Origin of the sequence: Cupriavidus yeoncheonensis (assembly GCF_905397275.1) — a bacterium.
In the GTDB taxonomy this organism is placed as follows: domain Bacteria; phylum Pseudomonadota; class Gammaproteobacteria; order Burkholderiales; family Burkholderiaceae; genus Cupriavidus; species Cupriavidus yeoncheonensis.
On sequence record NZ_CAJPUY010000011.1, the window covers coordinates 117574 to 144278 of the forward strand.

20 protein-coding genes are annotated in these 26705 nt (G+C 65.6%); 14 read left to right on the forward strand and 6 right to left on the reverse strand.

The window, feature by feature from the left end; all coding sequences use genetic code 11:
* The first annotated feature begins 20 nt into the window (after positions 1-20).
* The 10 genes from KHO22_RS16620 (at position 21) to KHO22_RS16665 (ending at position 13505) form a co-directional block, all read left to right on the forward strand.
* Positions 21-491 carry a response regulator transcription factor gene (locus KHO22_RS16620; RefSeq protein ID WP_211948249.1) on the forward strand — a complete coding sequence of 157 codons (471 nt, stop codon included), beginning with the start codon at positions 21-23 and terminating at the stop codon, positions 489-491.
* A gap of 97 nt (positions 492-588) precedes the next feature.
* Positions 589-867 carry a hypothetical protein gene (locus KHO22_RS16625; RefSeq protein ID WP_211948250.1) on the forward strand — a complete coding sequence of 93 codons (279 nt, stop codon included), beginning with the start codon at positions 589-591 and terminating at the stop codon, positions 865-867.
* 656 nt (positions 868-1523) lie between these two features.
* Positions 1524-2507: a DUF1839 family protein gene (locus KHO22_RS16630; RefSeq protein WP_211948251.1), complete on the forward strand. Its 984-nt coding sequence runs from the start codon at positions 1524-1526 to the stop codon at positions 2505-2507.
* Positions 2504-4645 (forward strand): glycoside hydrolase family 2 protein, encoded by a 2142-nt coding sequence (locus tag KHO22_RS16635; protein WP_211948252.1) that lies wholly within the window; start codon positions 2504-2506, stop codon positions 4643-4645. Before KHO22_RS16630 ends, KHO22_RS16635 begins: the two co-directional genes overlap by 4 nt.
* Positions 4646-4992: 347 nt before the next feature.
* Positions 4993-5715, forward strand: coding sequence for a Crp/Fnr family transcriptional regulator (locus KHO22_RS16640; protein ID WP_211948253.1), 723 nt, complete (start codon positions 4993-4995; stop codon positions 5713-5715).
* 87 nt (positions 5716-5802) lie between these two features.
* Entirely contained in the window at positions 5803-8214 is a 2412-nt protein-coding gene (locus KHO22_RS16645) for a polysaccharide biosynthesis tyrosine autokinase (protein WP_211948254.1), read from the forward strand.
* 252 nt (positions 8215-8466) lie between these two features.
* Positions 8467-8718 carry an acyl carrier protein gene (locus tag KHO22_RS16650; protein ID WP_211948255.1) on the forward strand — a complete coding sequence of 84 codons (252 nt, stop codon included), beginning with the start codon at positions 8467-8469 and terminating at the stop codon, positions 8716-8718.
* The gene (locus KHO22_RS16655; protein WP_211948256.1) at positions 8715-9914 is read left to right on the forward strand and encodes an acyl-CoA dehydrogenase family protein; all 1200 of its coding nucleotides are present in this window, start codon (positions 8715-8717) and stop codon (positions 9912-9914) included. Before KHO22_RS16650 ends, KHO22_RS16655 begins: the two co-directional genes overlap by 4 nt.
* A gap of 10 nt (positions 9915-9924) precedes the next feature.
* Entirely contained in the window at positions 9925-10929 is a 1005-nt protein-coding gene (locus tag KHO22_RS16660; protein ID WP_211948257.1) for an amino acid--[acyl-carrier-protein] ligase, read from the forward strand.
* A 20-nt stretch (positions 10930-10949) separates the two neighbouring features.
* Positions 10950-13505 (forward strand): beta-mannosidase, encoded by a 2556-nt coding sequence (locus KHO22_RS16665; protein WP_211948258.1) that lies wholly within the window; start codon positions 10950-10952, stop codon positions 13503-13505.
* Positions 13506-13748: 243 nt separating this feature from the next.
* Here KHO22_RS16665 and KHO22_RS16670 read toward each other — a convergent pair whose 3' ends face one another.
* Positions 13749-14783, reverse strand: coding sequence for a DUF1839 family protein (locus KHO22_RS16670; protein WP_211948259.1), 1035 nt, complete (start codon positions 14781-14783; stop codon positions 13749-13751).
* A 257-nt stretch (positions 14784-15040) separates the two neighbouring features.
* Here KHO22_RS16670 and KHO22_RS16675 point away from each other — a divergent pair, with 257 nt between their 5' ends.
* The 3 genes from KHO22_RS16675 to KHO22_RS16685 all read left to right on the forward strand — a co-directional run bounded on the left by KHO22_RS16675 (position 15041) and on the right by KHO22_RS16685 (position 17735).
* Positions 15041-16159: an acyltransferase family protein gene (locus tag KHO22_RS16675; RefSeq protein ID WP_211948260.1), complete on the forward strand. Its 1119-nt coding sequence runs from the start codon at positions 15041-15043 to the stop codon at positions 16157-16159.
* A 231-nt stretch (positions 16160-16390) separates the two neighbouring features.
* Positions 16391-17017 carry a sugar transferase gene (locus tag KHO22_RS16680; RefSeq protein ID WP_211948261.1) on the forward strand — a complete coding sequence of 209 codons (627 nt, stop codon included), beginning with the start codon at positions 16391-16393 and terminating at the stop codon, positions 17015-17017.
* Between the two features lie 52 nt (positions 17018-17069).
* Positions 17070-17735 (forward strand): hypothetical protein, encoded by a 666-nt coding sequence (locus KHO22_RS16685; protein WP_211948262.1) that lies wholly within the window; start codon positions 17070-17072, stop codon positions 17733-17735.
* Positions 17736-17787: 52 nt separating this feature from the next.
* On the opposite strand, the gene KHO22_RS16690 is transcribed toward KHO22_RS16685, so the two are convergent.
* The 3 genes from KHO22_RS16690 to KHO22_RS16700 all read right to left on the reverse strand — a co-directional run bounded on the left by KHO22_RS16690 (position 17788) and on the right by KHO22_RS16700 (position 22003).
* A complete protein-coding gene (locus KHO22_RS16690) occupies positions 17788-18444 on the reverse strand; it encodes an acetyltransferase (RefSeq protein WP_211948263.1) in 657 nt (218 codons plus the stop codon).
* Between the two features lie 83 nt (positions 18445-18527).
* Positions 18528-20750, reverse strand: a complete 2223-nt coding sequence (locus tag KHO22_RS16695) for a polysaccharide biosynthesis tyrosine autokinase (RefSeq protein ID WP_211948264.1) — start codon at positions 20748-20750, stop codon at positions 18528-18530.
* 155 nt (positions 20751-20905) lie between these two features.
* Entirely contained in the window at positions 20906-22003 is a 1098-nt protein-coding gene (locus KHO22_RS16700; protein ID WP_211948352.1) for a polysaccharide biosynthesis/export family protein, read from the reverse strand.
* A 549-nt stretch (positions 22004-22552) separates the two neighbouring features.
* On the opposite strand from KHO22_RS16700, the gene KHO22_RS16705 reads away from it, so the two are divergent.
* Positions 22553-23509, forward strand: a complete 957-nt coding sequence (locus tag KHO22_RS16705) for a glycosyltransferase family 2 protein (RefSeq protein ID WP_211948265.1) — start codon at positions 22553-22555, stop codon at positions 23507-23509.
* Positions 23510-23588: 79 nt separating this feature from the next.
* Here KHO22_RS16705 and KHO22_RS16710 read toward each other — a convergent pair whose 3' ends face one another.
* Together KHO22_RS16710 and KHO22_RS16715 are read right to left on the reverse strand one after the other, a co-directional pair.
* The gene (locus KHO22_RS16710; RefSeq protein ID WP_211948266.1) at positions 23589-25823 is read right to left on the reverse strand and encodes a polysaccharide biosynthesis tyrosine autokinase; all 2235 of its coding nucleotides are present in this window, start codon (positions 25821-25823) and stop codon (positions 23589-23591) included.
* Positions 25820-26284 (reverse strand): low molecular weight protein-tyrosine-phosphatase, encoded by a 465-nt coding sequence (locus KHO22_RS16715; protein WP_211948267.1) that lies wholly within the window; start codon positions 26282-26284, stop codon positions 25820-25822. The genes KHO22_RS16710 and KHO22_RS16715 overlap by 4 nt, the downstream gene beginning before the upstream one ends.
* Between the last annotated feature and the right edge of the window lie 421 nt (positions 26285-26705).

Genomic DNA, 26705 nt, shown 5'->3' on the forward strand with positions numbered 1-26705 from the left:
CCCGCCACCCTGCACCATCAATGTCGACCTATCTGATTGCCAGCAACGAAGTGATGTGCCGGGTCCTGGCCCGCCGACTGCAGGCGCTCAGCCTGCCCAGCCCGATCCGCTGGCGCGCGCCGCAATGGCTCGACCAGGCCGATGCTTCCATTCTTTCCGAGCAAGCCCAAGACCCTGCCGACTTCGCACTGCTCGATTGCAGTGGAGTCGAAGGCGATCAACGGGCGCTGCTTGACCGCCTGCACGCCAGGCTGGCGCCGCGCCGCTGGCTGGTGATCTCCGACCGGCTCGATGCTTCGCTCATGCTGCATGCCGCGCTGTTGGGTGCGAGCGGCTGCCTGGCAGCGCCGGTATCGTCGGAACTCGTGTGCGCCGCGATGGCGCTGATCTGGGCCGGCGGCCAGTGTTTCCCGCGCACCGCGCTCACGCTGGGCGGCGGCACGCCCTTGTCCTCCCTCGTTTGCCCGGTGGGGACTACGGCCACCGGATGAGGGCGAACCGCGCGCAACGCGGCTATGCTTGATTTGCCTGCGACAGAAGCTGGTCCCCATTTCAGAGGCCGCCGCCGCGGGAGTGCAAGGGGGTCGTATGGAGTGCGGTCTGGAATTCCTCATCGTGCGCGGCTTCGCCGTGCGCGAAGGGCGAGGCAAGTGGGCTTGTTGCTTCGAAATCCGGCTGGCGACGCAGAGCGATGAACCGCTGCTGTACCGCGGTGAACTGCATGGCCGGCAATTCGACTGCGAACTGGCCGCAGCCGAAGCGGCACGCGAAGCGGGCGAACGTGAGGCCCGCTTGCGCGTGGAAAGCCTGAAGGCGCTCATCATTGCTCAGCACCGGCACCGGCTGCCGACGTCATTTGTTCCCTGAAATGTGGACCGCCGCGTGCGCTGCCGCGTGAGATGGGACGCGCCGGCGCCAGCGACGTTGATGCCAGAAGCGCCTCGCTGATGGCCAGCCGCCAGGCGACGCGCTACTTGCCTGCTCCCTGTCGCCCGGACACGTAGGTCGCCGCCTACGCCGGCGAAACAGCGGCGCATGCCAGGCGCGGCAACCCCATCATCACCCCCACCCCCCATCCTCCATTCCGCGAGGAACAAAAAAGAAGCCCGCCGACCGGGGGACCATGCGGGCTTTGAACCGTGCAAGCCACGTAGTGCACTTGCACGTCCCATCGACGATAGGCAATCGCGGTCCCGGCCTCCATCGGCCAGAAGCACCATGCGTGCGGGGCTGCACGCCAGGTGTTCATCCCTGTTTCAACCATGCCGCAGGCATGCGGCGACACGCTGCGCGACCCGCCGCGCGCAGGGCCGCGGAACTCTGTGCGCCGTCCAACAGACTGCCGGGAACGCGCCGCGCAATGATCGCCAGCACGACTGGTCAGGCAACAGTGGATACGGTCGAGGGAGGCGCGCAGGACAGGAGGAGATGCACGGGCAATCGAACTGCAGGCGCACTGGCGTTTGCAGCCCGGTCCGTGCGCGCCCGCGAACGCAATGTCTTGGCACGCGCGGAGGCCAATAGTGTACGGCGACACGAAGATGCGTGGGCGCGGCGGTCCGGGTTTGCGCGGTGGAAATCCGGTCTGGTCGCACGTGAACAGCCACGTCGATCTATGGATTGAACTGCTGCATGGCCTGGACCTGCCGCCGATAGCTGTGCTGCCTTGCACCGTCAGGCAGGCGTTTGAAGCGGACCATTTCACGCAATGCCGGATACCCGACGCCGATCTCGAGCGCTTGTTCGGCCTGAACATCCATGCGCTGACGTTGTATGACTCGCTCGAGAACCACGTAGCCGCGCAGACCAGCCGCGGCAACATCGTGGTGATGGAGGTCGACAGCAGCCAGCTGCCGCCTGCGCCGGGCACGGCTTACCACCGACAGCGGACGCTTTCGTGCATCGGCATCGACGTGATGATCCCCGATGCGCTGGCCGTGGGCTATTTCCATTCCGACGGCTATCACACTGCCAGCGGCGAGGACTACACCACCCTCTTCGGCCGGGGGCCCGGCGCACGCAACCCGGAAGTCCAGATCTTCACCCATGCCGACGTGGTGCGCCGCAATCCCTGCACGCACAGCGAGGCGTCGTTGCTGCAGGCATCCCTGGAGCTCTTTCGCTTTCACCTGGCGAACCGCCCGCCCGACAATCCGGTCAGCACCTTCCGCGCTGCGTTCCCCGAACATCTCGAGCGCCTGATGGCGCGCGGCGAGCCGGGCTTTCATCACTATGCGGCCGGCGTGCTGCGCCAGCTCGGTGCCAACTTCGAACTGCTCGCGCGCTATCTGCGCTGGCTGGTCATGCAGGGCGAGCAGGTGCCCGACAAGACGGCCGAGGCCTGCTACACGATGGCCTCGGAGGCGATGGTCATGCAGTTCCGGCTGATGCGCGCGGTGATCAGCCGCAAGCCCGACACCTGCGAGGACTGCCTGGACCAGCTCGAAGCCTCTTACCAGGCGTGCGTGCCGGTGCTGGCGCGGCACTTCGCGGGGAGCAAGACGTGACGGTTCCCGCCACCGCCGCGCGCAGCCGCGGCGATGCGCGTCCACCCGCCGTCCCGCGCGTGCCGGGCGACTGGTCGTGGCTGGAAACGCTGCCTGGTGCCGCGCACAGCCCGGCGTGCCTGGACGAGCGGGCCGCCTGGCTGCCGGCTCCGGTGCCGGGTACCGTGGCCGACGCCATGCGCGTAGCGGGCCGCTGGCAAGAGACAACGCCGGTCGCCGTGCATCGGCACGATTACTGGTACCGCCTGCGCTTTGCCGCCACCGGGCGCCGGCTGCTGCGCCTGCGCGGCGTGGCCGGCGCGGCGCAGGCATGGGTGAACGGGCGACCGATCGCCGCACCGCAGGCACTATGCGATGCCTGCGATGCCGAAGTGGAACTGGCCGGCATCAACACCCTGCATCTTTGCTTCCGGGCCAGCGTGCCGCGACTGCACGCGGCTCGCGGCACGCTGAGCTGGCGCTCGGCGCCGGCGTTCCAGTCGGCCCGCGTCATCGGGCATGCCGCGGCCGAGGACACGCCGCTGCACGCGGTCGGCCTGCTGCAGCCCATCGAGATGCTTGAACTGGGCGGCAGCGATGTCCTTGCCGATGCCGCGGTGGAGCTGTGCGCCGGGCTTCAGGATGGCGCGGGCCGTGTTTCGACGCGCCTGCACCTGCATCGCGAGGCACCGGCGCACGCGAGGCTGAGCCTCTGCGGCGCGGGTGGCGTTGTCCATGCGCCGCTCGTGCGCGCGGATGCCCGCGCGAATGCCCGCGTGAATGCCTTTACGCTGGCGGCCGATGTGCGCGTGGACGCTCCCCGGCTCTGGTGGCCCCATACGCATGGCCGGCCGGCGCAGTATCGCGTCCTGGCCGAAGCCGGTGGTCACGTGCTCGATTGCGGGCGGGTCGCCTTGCGCAGCGTGCGGGGCGACAGGCATGGACGCGATCCCTTTCCCCGCATCAATGATGTGCCGGTGTTCTGCCGCGGCGCGCGCCTGGACGCCGCCGCGCTGGCCGCACTCGTATCGTCGCCGCTGGCCGCGCGCCACTGGATGCGCCTCGCGCGCGGGGCCGGCATGAACGTGCTGGTGCTCGATCGCGACTGTGCGCCGTCTGCCGATTTGCGCAGTGCCTGCGATGCCGCCGGCATGCTGCTCTGGCGTGAAGGCATGAACCTGCCCGATGCCGCGTGCCTGCCCGAGATCGCCGGCGTGCCCTGCGCGCGCACGCTGGATGCACTCGGCTTGTCGCAAGCGCTTGGCGATCCGCGCTGGAAGGCCGGCGTCTTGCACCGGAGCGGCACGCTGTGGGATGCCGAGGACGCGCGCGACCGCTGCTTGCGCACCCTGTATGGCGTGGATCCGCCGCAGCTGCGCCGCGCGGATCCGCAGCGCTACCTGCGCCTGTCGCGCGCGCTCGCCGCCGAACTGGCGAGCGACTTCATCGCCGGTTGCCGCCGTGAAGGCGGCCGGTCCGGACTGGCGCTGGTGCCTGCGCTGCGCGATGTGGCGCTCGCCAATGGTGCGGGTGTCGTCGATGTGCAGGGCCGCCCCAAGTCGGCCTGGCATGCGATGCGCGCCGCGTGCCGCCCGCTGCAGGTCCTGCTCGGGACCGATGCCGAGGGCCGCATCCGCGTGGACCTGCTGAACGAGACCGCGGGCGCGCGAGACGTCCGCATCCGGGTTTGCTGGATCCGGAACGGCATGCAGGTGCAGGCCGAGGCCGGGCACGTGCTGCAGTTGGGGGCGCATCAGTCCCTCGTGCTGACGCCGCGTCCGCAGCTCGGCGGATCGCCCGACGCGGCCGATGTCGTGCTGGCCACGCTGTCGGACGCTCGCACTGGCGAGCCGCTCAGCCAGGCGGCGCACCTGCCGGATCGTCGCGCCGAAGCGCTGCCGCAGGCGGGCCTGCAAGTCGAAATGCTGCAAGACGCGGGGCACTGGTGGCTGGAGATATCGGCCACGCGCTTCGCGCGCTGGGTGCATATCGAGGATCATGTGCTTCAGCCGGCGCAGGACTGGTTCCATCTCGCGCCCGGCGGGCGCACCCGCATCCGCCTTTTGCATGAAGGCGGAGGCCCGTCTCAACCCGACATGGCCCCCGCCGGCAAGGTGTGGGCGCTCAACCAGGACGACCCCGTCCACTACGGCGGCTAGCCGTGCCGTTGCGTGCCCGCCTGTTCACGGACAGGCGCGCGCACCCGCTGCCGGGATGACCGCTTTCCGGCCGACCTACCAATGGATGACGGCGCACCAGCCGTCTGCCTACTGTCCGATCGACGATCCATAGCGCTAAATACAGACACGGGGTCAGGTGCGTTGCCGCATGGTTCGGGTCGCGGCAGGCCTGGCTCGGAGGAGACGAATGCCAAGCGCCGGCATGGCGGGACAAGCCGGCGGCCGACCGGCCTGGTGCGGCCGGCCCCTGTGGCAGCGCGACGGGGCGGGCGACACCGGCAGGTAGATTCTTGCCCGGATACGGGATGGGACAGGGGGGTACGAAAATGATCACGCATCGCTCGGATCTGAATGCCAACTATCTGCTCAGTGCATTGCCGCGCAATGAATGGGAAATCCTGGCGCAGCATGTCGAGCTGGTGCGCCTGCGTGCCGGGGAGCTGCTGACCGACTCCGGACAACGCATTGTCCATGTGTACTTTCCGACCACGTCGGTGGTATCGCTGCTGTCGCTGCTCGAAGACGGTGCCACCGTGGAAATCGCCGCGGTCGGCAACGAAGGCCTGGTGGGCGTGCCGGTGGTCACCGGCGGCGACACCATGCCCTGCCGCGTCGAAGTGCGCAGTCCGGGCCTGGCCTACCGCATCCCCGCGCGCCTGCTGCGCAGCGAGCTGCCGCGCACGCCCTCGCTGCAACGGATCACGCTGCTCTACGTGCAGGCCATGCTGACGCAGATCGCGCAGACGGCCGCCTGCAACCGGCACCATTCCCTGAACAAGCAACTGTGTCGCTGGCTGCTGCTGGCGGTGGACCGCCTGAGCTCGAACGAGCTGGTGATCACGCAGCAGGTCATCGCCAACATGCTCGGCGTGCGCCGCGAGGGCGTGACCGAAGCCGCCGGCAAGCTCGAAGACCTCGGCCTGATCCATCACAGCCGCGGCCACATCACGGTGCTGGACCGCTGCGGCCTGGAGAAGCATTCCTGCGAGTGCTACAAGCTGGTCAAGCGCGAATACGACCGCCTGCTGCCAGCCCTGGCGCATGCCTGAAGCCGCCAGGCGGCGCTTGAACAGATCTGGCCGGTGCCGCAGCGCATGCTGCGTGACCGGCCTTCATCGCATTGAGGAGCAGTGTCCGTGAGCAGACTGTCCTATGCCGGTGCGCCGGCCGACCGGGAGATCCCCCGGCGTGAAGCCCCGGTGGCGCGGGCCCTGCAGGCTCGCGTACTGCTGGACCACGTGGGATGGATCGTCGCCGCGGGAGCGGTCGGTGCCGCGATCGGCGGCGTGGTGGCGCTGTCGTCCCCGCCGGAATACCGTGCCCAGGCGCTCGTGCAGGTGGAGGGCAAGGATGCCAGCGCGCGCAATGCCGGACAGCCGCAGCCGGGCGCGCAGCTCGACGCCGGCCTGCTGCGCAGTCGCGCGGTGGTGGCGCCGGTGATCGAACAACTGCACCTGGACATCACCGCGAACCCTGTGCGCGCGCCGCTGCTTGGCGTGCTGTTCGAGCGGTGGTCCACGCCGGGCCAGCCGCGTGGCGCGTGGCTGGGCTATGCATGGGGCGGCGAGCGGCTCTTGCTGGACCGCCTGGCGGTGCCCGAGCGGCTGGTGGACCAGCCCATGGTGTTCGAAGTGCTGCAGGATGGCAGCTACCGCATCAGCTACCGGGACACGCCGCTCGTCGAAGGCGTGGTCGGCGAGAATGCCGCCGGCAACGGCGTGGAACTGCGCGTGGCGCGCATCGAAGCCGCGCCCGGCACGCGCTTCCTGCTGACGCGCCACGACCCGGCACGCACCGCCGATGCGATCCGGCAAGGCCTTGCCGTCGAAAGCGAAAGTGCGGAGGCCGGTGGCAGCACGGTCCGCGTCGCCTGGCAGTATCGGAACCCGGACGCGGCCGCCGCGCTCGTCAACGGCGTGACGCGCGCCTACATCAGCGGGCAGACCGCCCAGCGCCGCGGCGACGCCGCCGACTCGCTGGCCTTCCTGAGCGGCGAATTGCCGCGCGTGCAGGCCGAACTGGCGCGCGCCGAGGAGGCGCAGAGCCGCTATCGCGCCCGCACCGGCTCCATGCAACCGAGCCGTGACGCGCAATCGTTCCTGAACAACAGCATGGAGTACCAGCGCCAGATCACCGCGCTCAGGATGGAACGCACCAAGCTGCTGCAGCGCTTCACCACGGATGCGAACGAGGTCAAGACCGTCGACAGCCAGATCCAGCAGATGACACGCGATCGCGCGGAGATCGACGCCCGCATGCAGAGCCTGTCGGCTTCGGAACGTGAGTCGGTGGCGCTGGCGCGCGACGTCAAGGTGGCCGAAGACATGTACATGACGCTGCGCACCAAGGTCGAGCAGTTGTCGCTGCTGCGCTCGGACACCTCCAGCCAGATGCGCCTGATCGACAAGGCCATCGTCCCGGCACGGTCGGTCGGGCCCGGTGCGTGGCCATTCGTGTCCGGCGGCATGCTGCTGGGGCTGTGCCTTGGCGTGGCCGGTGTCGGCGTGCGTCAGCGCCTCAAGCCATCGGTGGGCACCGCCAACGATGCCGAGCAGCGGCTTGGCATTGCCATGCTTGCCGATGTTGCCTTCAGCGAGGAACAGGCGGAGCTCGAGCGCGAGATCGATGCCAAGCGGCGCCTGGGCATTGCCGCGGGCTTTGCCCTGCGCGCGAACGGCCGCCTCGAGGCCCCGCGCCCGGGCACCGCGCTGGTCGATGCATCGGTCCTCGATGGCACCGACAGCGACTACACGGAAAGCGAACGACTCCTCAGGCAGGGGCTGCATGACCATTTCCTGCTGGCCAGGCGGGCGCCGCATTCGCTCGCCGTCGAGGGGCTGCGCACCCTGCGCGCGGCGCTGCATTTCTCGCTGCGCTCGGCACCTGATGGCGTGGTGGCCGTCACCAGCCCCGCGGTGGGTGCTGGCAAGACCTTCTCCGCAGTCAATCTCGCCGTGCTGTTCGCGGAAGCGGGCCAGCGCGTGCTGCTCGTCGATGCGGACCTGCGCCGCGGAAAGATTGCCGACTGGTTCGACCAGCCCGCCGAAGGCGGCCTTGCCGAAGTCCTGGCCGGCCGTCTGCCGATTGCCGAGGCGGTCCGGCCGACCGTGGTCAACGGCCTGTTCATTCTCACCCATGGCCTGACGCCGCCCAACCCGTCCGAGCTGCTGATGCTGCCAACGCTGGCGGACAACCTGCGTCGCTGCGCGGGCCGCTTCGACCTGGTCATCGTCGACACGCCGCCGGTGATGGCGGTTGCGGACGCGACGCTGGTCGCCAGCCTGGCGGGTTCGACGCTGCTGGTCATTCGTGCCGACGTCACCCCGGCGGAGCAGGTCAACGAAACCCTCAAGCGCCTGGCGCGCGCCGATGCCCGCCTGATGGGCGGCATCCTGAACGGCGTAGTGCAGCGGCGCAGCAACCGCGCGGAATTCAACAGCATCAATCCGTACCTGGGGATGCCGTTGCCGCGCGCCGAGGTCAAGCACCCGGCGCTGGCGAACCACGCCGCCGAGGCAGGGAACGCCTCGGACACGAAAGCCGCGTGACCTAGCCCGGCGGCAGCCGGGCGTACCCGTTTCTGCGTGACCCGGCTGGCGCCCGATGCCAGTCGGGTCGCACGCAGTTGCCTGCGCCAAGTTTCCCCTCTCAAGACGAATGCACGTCCATCCGGCAAGGGCATCACCAGGGTGGATGATTCCAAATTGCAACGTTAGTGTGGCAGCGCACCGATGCGTTCCTTTGGTTTAGGCCAAATAGGCGAAACACACGGGTAAAAAACCCGCCACGGGAGCGCAAGCATGAAAGCAGCCATACGTACCATCCTTTCGGAAGTCGCCCGGCTCGATGTACCGGTGGAGTCGTTGGACGACCAGGCCGACCTGTATGCGGCAGGACTTTCGTCGCTGGCTACGGTGCATGTCATGCTCGCGATGGAGAACGAGTTCGGCATCGAGATTCCCGATCGGCTGCTGACCCGCCAGCTGTTCCGCAGTATCAGCTCGCTGGCCGCCGCGGCCGAGCAGATCAAGCAAGAACAGGAGGCCGCATGAAACCCGTTCTTGCCAGCGTGGAACTGGCGCATCCGCTGCCGGATGCCATGGATGCCGGCCACTGGCTGGCCGCCGCGCAACTGGCGGTGCCCGAGGCGGCCCGGCACGCGGACCCGGTTGACGGTGACGCGCGCTTTCCGCACGAGGCCTTTGCGGTCCTGCGCGAACAGAAACTGCTCGGTGCCATGGTGCCGGTTGCCTTCGGCGGCGGCGGTGCGTCGCTGGAGACCATCGCCGGGGTCTGCCGCATCCTTGGCGGCGCCTGTGCTTCGACCGGGATGATCTACGCCATGCATCAGATCCAGGTGGCGTGCCTGGTCAACCATGCAAGCGACAGCGCATGGCATGCGCAGCTATTGCGGCGCCTTGCCGGCGAGCAGTTGCTGCTGGCCTCGGCCACCTCCGAAGAAGCCATCGGCGGCGCCCTGCGCAACAGCGGCTGCGCCGTCAATGTCGACGGCGCCAGCCTGCACCTGCTCAAGATGGCGCCGACCATTTCCTATGGCGCGCACGCGGACGGCATCCTCGTGACCGCGCGGCGCAGTCCCGATGCTTCGCCGTCGGACCAGGTCATGATCAGTGTGCTCAAGCCCGACTACGCGCTGGAAAGCCTGTCGGCGTGGGATACGCTGGGCATGCGGGGCACGTGCAGCAATGGCTTCAGGCTGGAGGCCCGCGGCCATACCGACCAGATTCTCCCGGTGCCGTTCGGCGAGATCGCCGACGCCACCATGACCCCGGTGTCGCACATCCTGTGGTCCGCGTTGTGGACCGGCATCGCGGCGGATGCCGTCCAGCGTGCCAAGTCGCTGTTCCAGGGGCAGGCCCGCGCCCGCCCCGGCACGCTGCCGCCATCGGCCACGCGGGTGGCGGAAGCCGTGGCCATCATCCAGATGCTGGAAGGCAGGCTGGAACTCGCGTTGACTCACCAGCGCGAGCGTGACGCTGGCCAGAGCATGTCGGCGATCTTCAACCTGGCGGCGGAGATGAACGGCCTCAAGACCAGCGTGTCGGCCATGGCGCTGGAAGCGGTGCATATCGCGATGCTCGTATGCGGCATGGCGGGCTACAAGCATGGCACGCCCTTCAGCCTGGGTCGCCACCTGCGGGACCTGTGGTCCGCGCCGCTCATGATCAACAACGATCGCATCCTGACCAACACCGCCAACCTGTTGCTGGCGGACCGGTCCGCCTGAGGAGCCGACAATGGAAGATGCCAGCAACACTTACGCGCCGGGCGACGAATCGCCGGCCGCTTCCGGCAGCAGCTATGCCGCACCAACGCCCGCGCCGGATCCGGACATCGGCCGCAGGGCCTTTCGCCAGGCGCTGATCGATGCGCGCTTGCTGTATGCGAGCGCGGTCGACGGCATCTACGGCCGCAGTGGCTTGTTCGAGAGCATCGCCGATGGCTTGAACGCCGCCATCAGCAAGCTTGGCGCCGACCAGCACGCGGAGGTGATGCGCTTTCCTCCCGCCATGCCGCGCCGGGATTTCGAGGCCAGCGAGTACCTCAAGAGCTTTCCGCAACTGGCGGGTACGGTGCATTGCTTCTGCGGCAGTGACCGCGACCACCACCGCCTGCTGGCCCGGCTTGAACAAGGCGAGGAATGGGCCGACCAGCAGCGCCCGACGGATGTCGTGCTGGCGCCCGCCGCGTGCTATCCGGTGTATCCGGTGGTGGCGGCGCGTGGGCCCATGTCCGCCGAGGGGATGGTGGTTGACGTGCTGACGTACTGCTTCCGTCATGAGCCGTCGATCGATCCGGCACGCATGCAGATGTTCCGGCAGCGCGAATATGTGCGGCTCGGTACGGCCGGGCAGATCGTCGCGTTCCGGCAGGTGTGGATCGAGCGCGGCAGGCAGCTTGCCGGCATGCTGGAGCTGCCCCATGAGGTCGATCTGGCGAACGACCCGTTCTTTGGCCGCGGCGGCAAGATCGTCGCCGACAGCCAGCGCGAACTGAAGCTGAAGTTCGAACTGCTGGTGCCGATCAACGATGGCGCGCCGCCTACGGCCTGCATGAGCTTCAACTACCACATGGACCATTTCGCCCATGCCTGGCCATTGCGCACGGCGGACGGCGAACCGGCCCACACCGGTTGCGTCGGCTTCGGCATCGAGCGCCTGACGCTGGCGCTGCTGCGCCACCATGGCTTCGAACTGGCGAAGTGGCCGCGGCGCGTGCGCGAGACGCTCGGGGGCCTCTGACCCGCAGTGACGAGCGCCTCATGACGCAGCAGAACTGCCTGGACACAAGCCTGGTGCCGATCTGGCGAGCCGTGCCGGTCAGCCGTGCCGGGATTGGCATCGTCAGCGCCGCGCTGGACGGCGCATGGACCTGGGCGCAAACCGCCGCCGGCGCCGCGCAGAGTCCCGCGGCATTGCCGGCGGGCATTGCGTGGTTGCCGGCCCCCGTGCCGGGCACCGTCGCCAGCGCGCTGCGCGCCGCAGGGCGCTGGGACGACGCGGCGCCGACCCCGTTGCACGTGCACGACCATTGGTATCGCGCAGCGTTTTCGGGCCTTGGGCGGAAGACGCTGCGCTTCAACGGCCTTGCCACGGTCGCCGAGATCTGGCTGAACGGCACGCTGGTACTGAGCACGCGGCACATGTTCGTCGCGCACGAGGTCGACGTCGACCTGGCTGGCGACAACGTGCTGCACATCTGTTTTCGCGCGCTCGAACCGTGGTTGCGCAAGCAGCGCGGTCCGGTGCGCTGGAAGCCAAGGATGATCGTGCCGGCGCAGTTGCGCGCGGTCCGCACGACGCTGCTTGGCCACATGCCGGGCTGGTGCCCGCCGGTCCATGCGGTCGGGCCCTGGCGGCCGGTGGAACTGCTCGATCCGGCCAGTGAAGACATCCTGCATGGCCTGCGCGCCGACCTGTGGGCGCGCGTGCAGGAGCAGAATGGCGAGGTCACGGTGCGCCTGCACTTCCTGGCGCCGGCGCCGGATTCCGCATCGTTCGAGATCCGCGACGAGGCGGGACTGCGCCATCCGGGCCGGTTGTCGCGCATCGACGATCACACGCTGGAAGGCGTCGTCCGGGTCGAGCACCCTCGGCTGTGGTGGCCGCATACGCATGGCGAGCCGCACCTCTACGGTGTCGAAGCGACCATTGACGGCCGCGCCGTCCACTGTGGACGGGTCGGCTTTCGCAGCGTATCGCTCGGCCAGGATGAGTCGGGCGCGTTCGCGCTGCACCTCAACGGCGAACGGATATTCTGTCGCGGGGCCTGTATTTCGAGCATGGATCTGCCGGGGCTCGCGGATGTCGATGAAGCTTCCAGGCACTGGCTGGATCTTGCGCGCGCCGGCGGCATGAACATGGTCCGCGTGAGCGGGGTGACGTGCTATCCGGGAGACGCGTTCTATCGCGTCTGCGACGAACTTGGCCTGCTGGTCTGGCAGGACTTCATGTTCGCCAACTTCGACTACGGCAGCATCGGACCTGGCGTTGGCCTGTCGGATGACATTGCACGGGAAGTCGCAGAGTGGCTCTCCTCCACCCGTACCCACCCGAGTGTCGCGGTAGTCTGCGGCGGCAGCGAAGCGGAGCAGCAGGCCGCCATGCTCGGTGCCGCGCGCGGCGACTGGAAGCAACCGCTGTTCGACGCGCTGATCCCGGACCTGGTCGCGACCCATCGGCCCGATATCGTGTATGTCGGCAACTCGCCCACCGGAGGCGCGTTGCCATTCCAGCCCGATACCGGCGTCAGCCACTATTACGGCGTGGGTGCCTACCAGCGTCCGCTGGCCGATGCGCGCCTGGCGCAGGTACGGTTCGCCTCCGAATGCCTGGCCTTCGCCAATGTCCCGTGCGACCGCACGCTCGCGGAGAGCGGCTCGCCGCCGCTGCATTCCCCGCGCTGGAAAGCCAGGGTGCCACGCGATGCCGGTGCATCGTGGGACTTCGAGGACGTGCGCGAACACTACCTGCGCACCTTGTATGACGTCGACCCCGCGCGCCTGCGGTACGAACAGCCGCAACGGTACCTGATGCTGTCGCGCGCGGTGGTCGCCGAGGTGATGAGCGATGTCTTCGCCGAATGGCGGCGCGTCGGGTCGAGTTGCGCGGGCGGCCTGGTCTGGCAGTTCCAGGATCTGCTGCCGGGCGCCGGCTGGGGCATCGTCGATGCCTGCGGCCGTCCCAAATCGGCCTGGCACGCACTGAGGCAGGCCTGGCAGCCGCTGCAGGTGCTGATCACCGACGAAGGCCTCAACGGCCTGCACCTTCACGTGCTCAACGAAACGGCGCAGGCGCGCGCGTTGTGGCTGGAGTTGCGTTGCCTGCGTGATGGCGAAGTCGTCGTGGCCCAGGCGCGCCGGCTTCTGCGGCTGCCTGCCCACGGTGCAGAGTGCGTGGAGGCGGCCGCGCTGCTCGACCGGTTCTTTGATTTCACCTACGCCTACCGTTTCGGTCCACCCACGCACGACGTGGTGCAGGCGACGCTGCTTGCGGGAGAGGGCGGCGAGCCGCTCAGCCAGGCCGTGTATCTGCCCGATCGTCGCGCTGCCGCACTCAAGGCGCCCGATCTGCAGGCCCGGCTCGAACGCGTGAGTGACGACTGGTGGATCACCGTCACGGCCCGGCGCTTTGCCCGATGGGTGCATATCGAAGACCGCGCCTACCACGCCAGCGAGAACTGGTTCCATCTCGCGCCGGGCGGCGGCCGGCGGTTGCGGCTCGTGTTCGATGGCAAGGCCGGCGGCGATGCCGCGCCAGCGCCCTCTGGCGAGATCTACGCGCTCAATGCCGAGCACCCGCTTGGCTACGACGGATGACGGCTGGTCACTTGCCGGGCGCAGTGGGCGAGGTGTGTGCGATAGCGCGCCGCATGCGAGGCGACGCGAATCGCCGACAATTCTAGTGTCCTGAGTTACAAGTTCGTTGCATAAGTCCGCCGATAAGGCGCACGATCCGTCGTCGCGAATGCTCGCAAGGCTCCAGCCTTGCTGTGCTTCACTCCTAGGCTCGCACACATTCTCGACAGACTTATTTCTGCAACGAACTTCCAACTCAGGACACTAGGCGGCTGCCGCGACCGCGCCGCCGAAGGCCGCAACCAGACTGTCGATCGTCTTGTCGTAGCTGGTTTCCAAAGCCTCGAGGCTCTGCGTGCAAGGGTCGGCACGGCGCCGCGCGACCGCACGGGCCAGGCGGAACTGCAGGACCTTCGCTTCCGTTGCGATGGCGCATGCGGCGTCTGCGGCCAGAGCGGTCAACGGACTGCCGCCACCCTGCTCGGCCAGCCACCGCAGCCAGTGATGCAGCATCTCGAAGTTCGCGCCGAGCTGGCGCGGCAGATTGAAGGTGTAGAGGTGGAAGTAGGCCTCGTCGCGCGCCAGCAGCGTGTCCATGTGCTCGTCGAAGTCCTGTCGCCAGTGGCTGACGGGATTGATAGAGGGCAGCCGCTCCAGGTGCTGGCGCATCAGCGCGACCGAGGCGTCGGCCATGGCTGGCATGGCGAGCGCGGGCCGTACGCGCTTCGCGCATTCGGCATAGGGAAAGAGGATGTTGCCGTTGCCGTGCAGTTCCGGCGACAGCCTCAGCAGGCCGCGATAGTCCTCGTCCTGCGCGCTGTGATATCCCAGGCTGTGGAAATATGAGAGCCGTTGCGCCTGGGGGTTGATGTCATCGATCGCCACCGTGGTCTTGACGTGCTCGCGCCGGTACGCCGTTGCGTGAGTGTCGGGCAGGTAGTAGCTGTCGACCTCGACCAGGACCGTATGCCCGCGTTCGACCTGCGTCACGATATGGGCCTGCAGCGTGTCATAGACCGCCATTTCCTGGACGACCGTGCCGTACAAAGTCTCCAGATCGGCTTGCGGGTATTTGAAGAACGTGAAGTGGTCGCCTTCGAAGTCCTGCGCGACCGTGAACGGCAGCGCGGCGCGCGGGTCGAGTCCCCAGGCATGCAGCAGCTCGATCCACAGGTCGATATAGCAGTTGGTTTCCTGCCAGATCGCGTCCGGACCGTGCAGCGGGTGAGGTTGAGCAGACGCTGGCGTGGTGGCATCGAGTCCGCCACCGCCCTCGCCGGGTACGGTCGTAGATTTCATGTGGATCCTCTGCACCGGTCAACTCCGGGCGCGCGGCCTGCCCGATCGTCGACGCTGACTGTACCGATGCCGCCGCGCGGCTTCGGTGCGCTCTCCAACAGAACCGCTGATCCCCGGGGCATGGCAGCACCGCGCAGCAACACGGCATGTGTGAGATGGGTAACAGTGTCGACGTTTGCCGTGGCTCAGAATGGCACGACACGGCCCCCGTTTGGGGGTACGTAGTCGCTCAAGCCACGATCGGAGCAAAGGAACCCATGTCCAAGCAAAGGCTGTCTTCCGTCCAGTGCTTGCGCGCCATCGCGGCGATGGCGGTCGTTGCCTATCACGCCGCCGCGACGATACAGATCCACGGCTGGAAGCCAGGGATCGTGAGCCACGCGGCGGCGTGGGGATGGGCCGGTGTCGACATCTTCTTCTTCATATCCGGCTTCGTCATGGTGATGACGACCGCGGGGCGAGACCGGGGCCTTGGTGCGGCAAGGGAATTCATGGCCGCCCGGATTGCGCGCATTGCCCCGATGTACTGGCTTCTCACGAGCCTGATGCTGGCGATCGTGTGGATCGCACCGGGCCTGAAAACGACGGAGTTCACGCTGATGCAGGCGGTGACCTCCTATCTCTTCGTCCCATACGAGGTCAGGGAAAGCGGCAGCTATTACCCGGTCCTCTATGTTGGCTGGACGCTGACCTATGAGATGTTCTTCTATGCCGTGTTCGCGGTGTCGCTCTGTTTCGCGGAACGACGCAGCCGGCTGGTCCTCACCGTCTTTTTCGCAGGGCTTTCCATCCTGTCACTGACGCGACCGTCGGCGTACATCTTCAGGTTCCTGACCGATCCGTTGTTGCTGGAGTTCATATTCGGCTGCGTCTTCGCCTGGGCCTATCGATCCGGCTTCAGAGTTTCCAGGCGGACTTCCGCTGTCATCATTGCCGCGGGCGTGCTGGGCTTCTGCATCGGGACGCCCAGCTCCGACATGGCGCACCGGGTCATTTTTGCGGGGATTCCGGCGGCGTTGCTGGTAGCGGGGGTGATCCTCAGGGAAGCCGCAGGCGGCTGGAAGGGGAGTGACCTCCTGCAGCAGGTCGGTGACGCATCGTATTCCCTGTACCTGCTGCAGGCATTCACGATTCCCGCATTTGCGCGGGTGCTGACCGGAGCGGACAAGCTTCGCCTCTTGCCGGGGGACCTGATCTGTCTAACGCTGGTGTTTGCGTCGGTGCTTGTGGCGGCACTTGTCTACCGCATTGTCGAGCGCTCCATCGATATCAAGGTTCGCGCGTGGATCAGGAGCTATCGCCAGGCGAGCGACGCTGATCATGTCGCGCTGGTGAAGCAGACGGCGAGGGTCACGCAGCGCGACCGCGGGATGTAAGGGTGAACGACGTACTGTGCCCGTCGCCACATATCGATCGTCGGGACACACTCCCGTTCGATTATATTTAGCGAATGGTGCGAATCGGTCATGGTCTGTCTTCGCGGCAGATGGCCGGGGCACAATATCAGGCGAGTCCAAGCCTCGTCCTGCGGTGTTCAACATCCATACTGCGAACGTAGTGGCTTGCATCGTCAAAGACCGAGTCTCAATGATCTGGCAGGAAGCATCATGAAGCGCATCTTTGACGTTGTTCTATCCTCGGTGGGCCTGCTGCTGCTCGCCATCCCCCTTCTCATCCTGATCTGCGCAGTCCGCCTGAGGCTGGGTACTCCCGTGTTCTTTCGGCAAGTGCGGCCGGGACTGCATGGCAAGCCATTTCAGATTCTCAAGTTTCGCACCATGACGGATGCGAGAGGGCCGGATGGCGAATTGCTGCCCGATCCGGACCGCCTCACGAAGTTCGGCGCCTTTCTTCGCTCCACCAGTCTCGACGAATTGCCTGAGCTCTGGAACGTTTTGAAAGGGGATATGAGCCTGGTCGGGCCGCGCCCGCTACTGATGGAGTACTTGCCGCTCTATTCGCCGGAACAGGCGCGTCGCCACGACGTCCCGCCGGGCATCACCGGACTCGCGCAGATCAGCGGACGCAACGCGATCAGCTGGGAGGAGAAGTTCAGGCTGGACGTTTGGTACGTGGATCATGTATCGGTATGGCTGGACATCGTGATCTTGTGGCGAACGGTCAGCAAGGTCCTGGCGCGTGATGGGATCAGCGCGGCCGGAGAGTTCTCGGCGCCGCGGTTCCGGGGGGACAAACAGGGTGCTCCGGATGTTGGATGTCGCGTGAAGCCATGAGCCGGATTCCGCGTTTCGCCGACCCGGACGGGGTCGACAACCTGGAGCCATCGTGCATATTCCCTGGTCTCTCGTAGCCCGTTTTGGCGAGGCCTCGTTCCTGGTTCCGCTTGCAGCGTTCGTTGCGCTTCGTCTCACATTCCAGGGACTGTGGCGGCAGGCCTTCTATTGGATTTTCACGCTTTGCGCCGGCGCGGCCGTCATCGTAGCCGGCAAGCTGGCGTTTGAATTCGGTGGGTGGTCCATTCCGGCTGCCAACCTTTACAGCATCAGCGGGCACGCCATGCTGACGGCTTCCGTCTATCCGATGTTATTGACCGTGCTGGGTTCGATCTGGAGCGAAAGGACAGCCCGGATCGGCATGAAGGCCGGCATAAGCGTGGCGATGCTCGCGGCCACTGCGCTGATCGCAGGCCACTATCACACGGTCGCGGAAACCCTGATCGGTACGGGAGTCGGGTTCGTGGTTGCATGGGCAAATCTGCGTCCTTCGTGCCGGCATATGCCGGTCGTGCCGGCGCCGACGCTGAACCGGTTCATGCTAGGCATGGTTCTGGTCGTGATGGTTCCCGTGTCGATCTATCCGGTTCGGGTTCGTCTGTGGTCGCAAGGGCTGGACTGGATCGGTGTCACCGAGCGCTATTCGCGGAAGATCGGCATCGACCCAGTGTCCGGCCGGACCGTCGTGACCATTATCCAGGGGCGCCTGCGCTCCTGATGCCGCATTCTGCCAGCCAGACGCACGCCTTCCGATCTACGGCGCAGCGGTCCTATTCATCGCGAATACGGCGTGAAGCAATCTGGTAAGCGCCGGAGGTGATGAATTGCCTGTCTTTCACGTTGGCAGACACCCCGGTGTGGGAGTCCACCGTGCATTCCGCTCCGATCCTCACGCCCGGATACAAGGTGGCGCGGGTGCCCAGGAAGCATCCGGGTCCCACGGCAGAGTTTCCGTTCAGCACGACATGAGGTGAAAGCACCGAGCACGGTCCGACGTAGGCCCCGTGGCCGATTCCGCAGAAGGCATTGGCAACCACGCCGTCCTCGACCGACGCGTCCCGGCTGACCACAGTGAAGGGAAATATCAGCGCAGCAACGCCAAGGCGGGACGAGGGCGAAACCAGTGCTGTGGCATGGACGTACGACGGCACCGCCGTGCCGCGTTGTATCAGCCAGGAGAGTACGTCGCGGCGTGCCGCAGGCGAACCAATCGCGACCATCACCCCCTGATGTGGCGCGGGAGTGAACTGCCGGATCGGACCAAGGTTGGGCAGGTCCACGCCGTCGGGCACCTTGCCGGGCGTGTCGTCAATGAAACCGGCCACGGGCAAGGCCTCGCCGCTAAGGTAGTCGTAGAGTTCCAGCCCCAGGCCGCCAGCTCCGGCGATCACGACGGAAACGAGGCTTGGGGCGTGAAGAAGCGGCATGACGGCTTTCCCTCCGGAAAGGCGAACGGCATCAGAGCGGCGTCGGACCCGCTAGCCAGGACGAATCCGACCTGGGGCCACGGTCAGGCGCGTTTGGACTGGGCGGCCCCGTATTCGCTGAGATAGCGGTATCTGCCAAAGTACTGATGAGACCGATACCACCGACCCTCGATCACAAGCCCGTTGAACAGCGCACCCTTGACGTCGGCCCCGGCCTGCCGGATCGCGCGACGGGCAGCGACCAGTTCGTCGATCGTGGTCTGCTCTGCGCGGGCAACCAGGAACACCGTACCGGCTTTGGCAGCCAGGATGCCTGCGTCGGCAGCGGCGAGTACCGGAGGCGTATCGATCAGGATCAGGTCATAACGCGACTTGAGCTGATCGAGCAGGGCGTCCATGGCAGGACTCAGCAACAAGTCCGCGACATGGGGCGGCTTGGTGCCGGTGCAAATGAAGTCCAACCCCGGTGCGACCTGTCGTTGCAGCACCTGCTCGAGCGGCGCACCCAGCAGCACTTCGGCCAGGCCCGGACCATGCTTGGCTTCGAGGGTTTCATGCAGGCAGCCGCGGCGCAGGTCGGCATCGATGAGCACCACGCGCCGGCCTGCCGCGGCAATCGCGGCGAAATTCGCGCATACGAACGACTTTCCGACGCCCGGGGCGGGGCCGGAGATCACCACCGTCCGGCTGGCGCTGCCCGCCATGGCAAACTGCAGTGCGGTGCGGAAGCTGCGCAAGCTCTCGATGGTCGGGTCATCGGGCTGCTGATGGGCCAGCAAGCCGCCTCCGGACGCCAGCAGCGACTGCTGCTTGCTGAACGGTATGGTCGAGTAGACCGTCATGCCGGTTTGCCGCTCGATCTCGTCGGGGTCGGCAACACCGCCATTGAGCAAGTGGCGCCCGATGATCGACAGCAGCCCGGCAAGCAGGCCCAGCACCAGGGACATCACGGAAATCATCACCCGATCAGGGCGTACTGGCCGCAGCGGCACCTCCGCCGCGTCGACCACCCGTGCGGTGCCAACCTTGCTGGCCTTGATGAGCTTGAGCTGCTGGATGTCGTTAAGCAGCGACTGAAGCAACTCGGTGCTGACCTTGACGTCGCGCATCAGGCGCAAGACATTCTGCTCGACGTCCGGCAACTTGTGGATTTGCCCCGATACGCCGTTCAGCTGCGACGCCAGGCTGGCAATCTGGCTGTCGATCAGCGAGATAGCCGGATGGCTGGCGGTGAAGCGCGAAGCCAGTTCCTGGCGCTTTTGCCGCAGTTCCTGAAGCTTTGTCTGGATCTGGACGGACTGAGCAAGGATGAGCTTCGATTCCTCGCTCAGGTCGATGGTGCCGCGCTGGTTGCGCATGGCGTTGTACCGTGTCTCGGCAGCATCGACCTGCTGTTGCAGCTGCGGCAGCTGTTGTTCAAGAAATGTCAGCGACTTCTCGGCTTCCGCAGCCTTGCGGCGCACGTTCTGTCCTACGTACGCGTTGCCGATTTCATTGAGGATGGCAGCCGTCAGCGCTGGCGACGTCCCCGCCAGCGACACACCAATGACGCCGCTCTCCTTGCCTCGCTCACCGATCATCAGCCGTTCCTGCAACTGCGAGATGGCCGCGTTCCGCGGCAGGTGTCGAAGGACGAACTGGCTGCCGGCGCGGCCATCGAGTCGATCCACCCGCACGGTGACGGGTCCGCTCGGGGTGACGACGACGGTTGAGGCCCCCACCTGACCGGTGGCTTCACTGCCGTCACTGCTCAGCCGGACGCGATACTGCCCCCCGCCCAGCGCCGTCAGAACGATCTTGCGTTCCTCCATCGCAGCCGGCACATCGAGCTGCGATACCACGATGGATTCATGTCCCCAAACGAACCCTCCCCACCCGAACAGTCCCGGGGTGGAAAGCTCCGGGTTGAAGTTGGCGACTGCCGCGCCGATCAGCGGGAAATAGCGAGGGCTCGCCTCGATATACAGGCGAAGGTTATCGACGGCCTTTCCGACCACCATGCGCGAGCGCAGCAGTTCTATCTCTGCCGAAGCGGCTGGCTTCACGTCGAATACCGGCGAGATGCTGGTTACGGCACGGGCCGCAGTGTTGGTGTTCGACTCCTCGACCTGTACGGTCATGTCGGCTCGATAGACCGGACCGGCAATGAGTGCATAGAACAAGCCGGAGCAGATGACCACTGCCGCGACGGAAACGAAGGTCCGGCGATAGCGCACGAACACATCGAGGTATGCTGTCAGGTCCATGGCCGTCTTGTTGTCTTCCATGCCGGTGTGGCCATTGTCCCGCGTGTTGACGATTCTCATAATGCCTCCCTGGACTGACACTTCCACCGGCCCGTTCGTCTCGGAACGGGGAAGTGTGTTGTCATGGCTTGCCAGACGCAACGCCTGATTTGCGATCCCCGGACCATCACGCCCCGAACGGGCGGATGGGTCAGGCGGATTGCGCGCTGGCCCCCTTATTTCAGTGCAGTCGCGGTGCTGAACACCGGCTGCGTACTCGGTATCAATTGGTTGATCACGCGACTCCAGCGAACCACTTGACTTGCATCCACGTACACAACATCCTTGGGCTCAAGCTCGAAGCCCTCGGCAATCGCCATTGCCACGGGCGAGTTGCCGTCCAGATGAAAGACATTGGGTTCACCATCGGATGCCTTGCGGATGACGTAGATCTGTTCCGCATTGGCCGAGGTCGGGTTGACCCCGCCTGCATCGCCCAACGCTTCGTTCAGGGTCATCCTGCCGTTGCGCATCAGTAGTGACGACGGTCGGACGACTTCGCCGGTCACAAATATCTTGTTGTCCTCGCGCTGCTCCACACGCACGATGTCGCCGGAGCGCAGAAGGATCCGTGCCGGATCAACGCCCTTGGCCAGCAGCGCGGGGACGTTGACATACCAGCTGCGCTCACCTCGGGTGACACGGATGCGGCTGTTATCGCCGGTCTGGCTGAGCACACCGCCTGCGCGGTTGATGGCTTCCACCAGCGTCATGGGCGCATCGTCGATCGCTTGCATGCCGGGAATCTTGACTTCGCCGTCGACATACACCCGCTGGCTGCGGAAGCCGAGCACGCGCACCGTCATCTGCGGGTCCCTGACCACCCGCGACAGCACTCGCGCCATCTGGTCACGCACCTCGTTTGCGGTCTTGCCGCCCACCTTCATGACGCCCGCATAGGGAAACTGAATGTCTCCCTGCGCGCTGACGACATAACCGGGGACGTTGGACCCGCCGCTTGACGTCGGAATCTCGAAGGCCGCGCCGATACTGTAAGTCTGCGTCGGAAAGACCAGTTCAGGATGGTCCCATACGACCACCGAGATGATGTCGCCCGGGCCGATCTGGTAGGGCTTCGGCGTCGCGTACAGCTCCTCGACGTGCTCGTTGTCGGCGCGGGTCTTATTGCGGAGCTCGCGGACGAGATCCAGGGTGATCGGTGTTACCTTGGGTACGACATCGGGCCCGATGGCACTTACCGCGGCATTCTTGTCGAAGTACATGCCCGGTGCTGCGCATGCAGCCAGCAAAAAGGTGGCGGCGCCGACAGCCATTGCGGAGAAGAACCTGTTGCGATTTCCAGCAGGCTTCGGCGAATGAATGCAGGAATTAGACGGTCTCACGGCATTCTCCTTGCAGGAAGACGTTGGACGTGCAATGCATATGCGCAGTCCTCCCAGTAGGCGCAGTCTAGGAGTGCACACCTGTCGAATCGGTGCGTTGTCGCACACTGGTTTCGGGCGGCCCTGGCGACACGCCTGGCCTGGCTCGCCGGCCTGCTCTGGCGCTCTCATGCCACGCCGGCAGCGTTGCGCAGTGACCGGGACGAACCCTTTGCAGGTGTATCTGCGTGCACCCGCTGCAGGCCTGTAGCGCAAGAGCGCCGGTTCTCCATGCGGACTGTCGATGGCCGGGCTCGAGGATCCCTCAGACCGGTGGAAGGGCTTAAGCCATCAGGCCGATTACATCGGCCGGTTTGCCGATGGCACCATCTACATGGCTGTATCCGAAGTCCGGATGAATGTGCAGGAGGCTCGATCGCCGTTGCACGACGCTCGTATGGCAACGGGTACCTTGGCGATGCTAGCCGGATGGAGTGGAGAATGACTCAATCAAGTCTTGACGGCACGCTGGATATCGTCATCGTCAACTGGAACGGCGGGAGCCAGCTTCTCGATGCCGTCCGCAGCATTCAAGAACACCATGCGGACCTGGTCGGAACCGTTATCGTCGTCGACAACGCATCGTCGGATGATTCGCTGGCCAGGGTCGCGGACATACAGTCTGAGCTGCCGTTCAGGCTCAGGATCGTTGCCAATACCGAGAACCGCGGATTCGGGGCTGCCTGCAACCAGGGCGCGGCAGTCGCTTCCGCGAGATTCCTGTTATTCCTGAATCCTGACACTCGCCTGTTCAGAGAGTCCCTGTCCACGCCGGTCGCATACCTGATGAAGCCGGAGAACGCAGGTGTCGGCGTCGCGGGCATTCAACTCATAGACCAGTCCGGAGCGGTTTCACGAAGCTGCAGCAGGTTTCCCGACTTCGCCGTCTTTCTCGCGCAGGCCACGGGCCTGAACCGGGTTCCTGCGTTTTCCAGGCTGAGCACCCATATGGCTGACTGGTCGCATGACGAGACGCGACGCGTCGACCATGTGATCGGCGCGTTCTACCTGATGCCGCGCGAGCTGTTCGAAGCATTGGATGGCTTCGATGAGCGCTTCTTCGTTTATCTCGAGGATCTCGATCTGTCGCTTCGCGTGCGCCGCGCCGGCTATGAAGTCGTTTACCTGTCCACCGCACAGGCATTTCACGCGGGTGGTGGCACATCCCGGCAGGTTCGGGCACATCGACTGTTCTATTCGCTGAGGAGCCGGCTTCTCTACGGCCGCAAGCATTTCAAGCCTGCCCGTGCCGCGGCACTGGTTGCGCTCACGCTGGGTATCGAGCCCCTGACGCGCACGGCATTCTCGTTGATACGCGGAAACATTGACGATGTCCGCAACACCTGGAAAGCCTATGCAATGCTGGTCGGCGATCTTCCGAGGATCCTGCGGCACTGAAGCGGTACCGCTGCATTGCGTGCTCCGCTTTCCGACCGGGGACGACGCCAGGCGGCGCCCCCCGGTGGAGTCCGGATCCTCACGCGCGCTTTGGCTTCTGCTGGTAATGGCTGAGGTAGCGGTACTTGCCGAAGTAATAGTGCGATCGATACCAGCGACCCTCGACGTTGAGTCCGTTGAACAGCACCCCCTTGACCTCGGCTCCAGCCTGCCGTAGCTCGCGCTGGGAAGACATCAGTTCATCGATTGTCGTGGTGTCCGCACGCGCTACCAGGAACACGGCATCGGCCTTGCTCGCAAGAATGGCAGCGTCTGAGGCTGCCAGTACCGGCGGCGTATCAAGGAGAACCAGGTCATAGCGAGACGAGAGGTGGTCAAGAAGCTTCAGCATTTCCTGGCCTGACAGGAGGTCGGCGGCGTTTGGAGGTTCGGAGCCGGTCGGGATGAAGTCAAGTCCGGGCGCCACTTCGTGCCGCACCACCCGGTCCATGGGCGCACCCATCAGCAACTCGGACAATCCGGGGCTGCGCGGTTGGCTAAAGCGCTGGTGCAGCCGGCCGCGCCGCAAGTCCGCATCAACGAGTATCACGCGGCGTCCGGTTGAGGCAATGGCAGCGAAGTTGGCGCAGACGAATGATTTTCCGACGCCGGGCGAGGGACCCGTAAACGCCACGATCCGGCGCTTGCTGCTGGCGAGCGCGAATTGCAATGCAGTACGGAAGTTGCGCAAGCTCTCGGTTGCCGGATCATCGGGATGATCGCGAGCCAGCAGTGTGCCTGCCGCCTCGCCAACGGGCTCCTGGTGTCCCTGCAGCAGGCTGAAGGGAATGGTCCCGTATACCGTCATGCCCGTCTGCTGTTCGATTTCGTCAGCGTCGGCGACACCGCCATCCATGGCGTGGCGCACGATCACCAGCACCACGCCGCCAACGACGCCCAGGACCAGCGAGAACATCACGATCATGCCCGGATTCGGGCGCACGGGCTTGATCGGAACTTCTGCGGGGTCGATCAGGCGCGCGTTACCGACCTTGCTGGCCTTCATCAGCCGAAGCTGTTGCACGTCGTTGAGCAGTGACTTGAGCGTGTCGGTGCTGACCTTGACGTCCTGCATCGAGCGCAGCACCTGCTGTTCGACGTCGGGGACTTTCCGGATCCGCGCGGAAACCTCGTTGAGCTGAGCGGTCAGGCTGGCGATCTGGCTGTCGACCAGTCCGATGGACGGATGATTGGCGGTGAAGCGTGCTGCCAGTTCCTGGCGGCGCTGCCTGAGTTCCTGGAGCTTCGTTTGAATCTGCACCGATTGGGCAAGGATAAGCTTGGATTCCTCGCCGAGGTCAACCGTACCGCGCTGGTTGCGCGTGGCGTTGTACTTGGATTCCGCGGCTTCGGCCTGCTGCCTGAGCCGGGGGAGCTGACTTTCAAGGAATGACAGCGAGTTCTCCGCCTCCTCGGCCATGCGGCGCACATTCTGGTCGACATAGGCCTGTCCGATATCGTTGAGGATCGCTGCAGTTTTCTCGGGCGAAGTTCCCTCCAGGGAAATGCCGATGACGCCGCTTTCCTTGCCACGCTCGCTGATGTTCAGGCTCCCCTGGAGCTGGGCGATGGCGTCGTTGCGTGCAAGTCTGCGCAGTACATAGCGGGTTCCGGGATTGCCCGAGATGTCACTGACAAGGAGATTGACGGTCCCCGCAGCGGTTTCGATCGACAAGGGGTGCCCGATCGAGCCTGTCGCGGACGCATTGTCGCTGCTGAATTCCACCTTGTAGCTGCCATGGCCCAGTGCCGTCAGCAGGATCTTGCGGCCCTCCATCGTGGCTGGGGTATCGAGCCGATCCACGACGATTGATTCGTTACCCCAGGCGAAGCCGCCCCAGCCAAACAGGCCGGGTACGGAGAGTCCCGTCCTGAAGCTGGCGATGGCCTTGCCCAGCAGCGGGAAGTAGCGCGGCGTCGCTTCGATGTGGAGCCGCAGGTTGTCGACGGCCTTGCCCACGATCATGCGCGAACGCAGCAGCTCGACCTCGGCGTTGGCCACGGGCTTGTGATTGAAGAGGGGAGCGAAGGTGCTGTTCAAACTGGGTGCCGCGGGGTCGCTGCGGCTCTGTTCCAGCTGCACCACGATATCGCTCCGGTAGATCGGGCGCGAAAGAACCGCATAGAGGACCCCCGCTGCGACCGTCAGCACAATCGTGATTACGAACGTCCAGCGGTATCGCACCACTACGTCAATGTAGGCGGTCAGATCGACCGCAGCCGTGCGAGCGTCCCGGCCTGAGGTCGTTTCCTCGCCCAACCCCGCTGTCTTCATGGCTCGTCTCCGACGGAGGACGCGGACTCTGCCGCCTGGATCTGGGCTGACCAGGTTGCGATGCCTTGCTTGATCAGGCCCAGCACGATGCTGAACATGTTGAAGGAGCCGCCATAGGGATCCGGTACGTCTACATGGACGAATTCGCACAGGCGAAACGTCTTTCCCCTGGCTTGCGGAAAGAGCGACTCCATCTCTCTGCGCTGTTCGCTGTCCATGACCAGAACGAGGTCCGCCTGGGCTACCATGGTCTCGTCGACGGCGCGCGCGCGATGGTCGGCAAGGTCGCAACCCTCGTCGGCGAGCAGGCGGATCGCGCGCGAATCGGCGTTCGCGCCCACCGGCGGAGAAAGCCCCGCCGAAGTGACGTCGCATTCCGGCAAGGCACGCCTAAGCAGGCAGGCGGCCATCGGGCTGCGGCAAATGTTGCCAATGCAGATGACAAGAACCGAGCGGATCATGCCGTTTCACCTGTCGGGCCGTTGCAGCCGCATTGCGCACGGCCCGGATCCGAGACGTTGCTTTGTGCCCCGGGGCATTGCTGGTTGAATCCAGCAACCTTCTCGGCGTCGGAAGCAACGCGTCCGGCCTCGATCAACGCCGCGGCGCGTCCTGAACTGACTTCACCTGATTCCGTGCCCCGTGGGTTCGGTCTCATGGCCGTCTCCCTTCTGGATGCTGAAGGATGCTGCGGGACATGGCGCCGGACGCTCGTCCCGCAGTGCCAGAATAGGAAGTCGGCAGCCATGCTTCGGTGCGCTCTCGCACAATGCCGGCAACGCCTCGAAACGTGGTAGCGCGCAAGCGATTTCTGGTGCCCGCCGGGTCATACCTAAGGCTGAGAAGCTGGCGGTGAAGCGTCACTTCTTCATGCCTTCGCAA

Excerpts from the sequence above, each read along its gene's own strand:
- KHO22_RS16620 (WP_211948249.1), top strand. The coding sequence starts at position 21 with ATGTCGACCTATCTGATTGCCAGCAACGAAGTGATGTGCCGGGTCCTG.
- KHO22_RS16625 (WP_211948250.1), top strand. The coding sequence starts at position 589 with ATGGAGTGCGGTCTGGAATTCCTCATCGTGCGCGGCTTCGCCGTGCGC.
- KHO22_RS16640 (WP_211948253.1), top strand. The coding sequence starts at position 4,993 with ATGATCACGCATCGCTCGGATCTGAATGCCAACTATCTGCTCAGTGCA.
- KHO22_RS16650 (WP_211948255.1), top strand. The coding sequence starts at position 8,467 with ATGAAAGCAGCCATACGTACCATCCTTTCGGAAGTCGCCCGGCTCGAT.
- KHO22_RS16655 (WP_211948256.1), top strand. The coding sequence starts at position 8,715 with ATGAAACCCGTTCTTGCCAGCGTGGAACTGGCGCATCCGCTGCCGGAT.
- KHO22_RS16660 (WP_211948257.1), top strand. The coding sequence starts at position 9,925 with ATGGAAGATGCCAGCAACACTTACGCGCCGGGCGACGAATCGCCGGCC.
- KHO22_RS16665 (WP_211948258.1), top strand. The coding sequence starts at position 10,950 with ATGACGCAGCAGAACTGCCTGGACACAAGCCTGGTGCCGATCTGGCGA.
- KHO22_RS16670 (WP_211948259.1), bottom strand. The coding sequence starts at position 14,783 with ATGAAATCTACGACCGTACCCGGCGAGGGCGGTGGCGGACTCGATGCC.
- KHO22_RS16675 (WP_211948260.1), top strand. The coding sequence starts at position 15,041 with ATGTCCAAGCAAAGGCTGTCTTCCGTCCAGTGCTTGCGCGCCATCGCG.
- KHO22_RS16680 (WP_211948261.1), top strand. The coding sequence starts at position 16,391 with ATGAAGCGCATCTTTGACGTTGTTCTATCCTCGGTGGGCCTGCTGCTG.
- KHO22_RS16690 (WP_211948263.1), bottom strand. The coding sequence starts at position 18,444 with ATGCCGCTTCTTCACGCCCCAAGCCTCGTTTCCGTCGTGATCGCCGGA.
- KHO22_RS16695 (WP_211948264.1), bottom strand. The coding sequence starts at position 20,750 with ATGAGAATCGTCAACACGCGGGACAATGGCCACACCGGCATGGAAGAC.
- KHO22_RS16700 (WP_211948352.1), bottom strand. The coding sequence starts at position 22,003 with ATGGCTGTCGGCGCCGCCACCTTTTTGCTGGCTGCATGCGCAGCACCG.
- KHO22_RS16705 (WP_211948265.1), top strand. The coding sequence starts at position 22,553 with ATGACTCAATCAAGTCTTGACGGCACGCTGGATATCGTCATCGTCAAC.
- KHO22_RS16710 (WP_211948266.1), bottom strand. The coding sequence starts at position 25,823 with ATGAAGACAGCGGGGTTGGGCGAGGAAACGACCTCAGGCCGGGACGCT.
- KHO22_RS16715 (WP_211948267.1), bottom strand. The coding sequence starts at position 26,284 with ATGATCCGCTCGGTTCTTGTCATCTGCATTGGCAACATTTGCCGCAGC.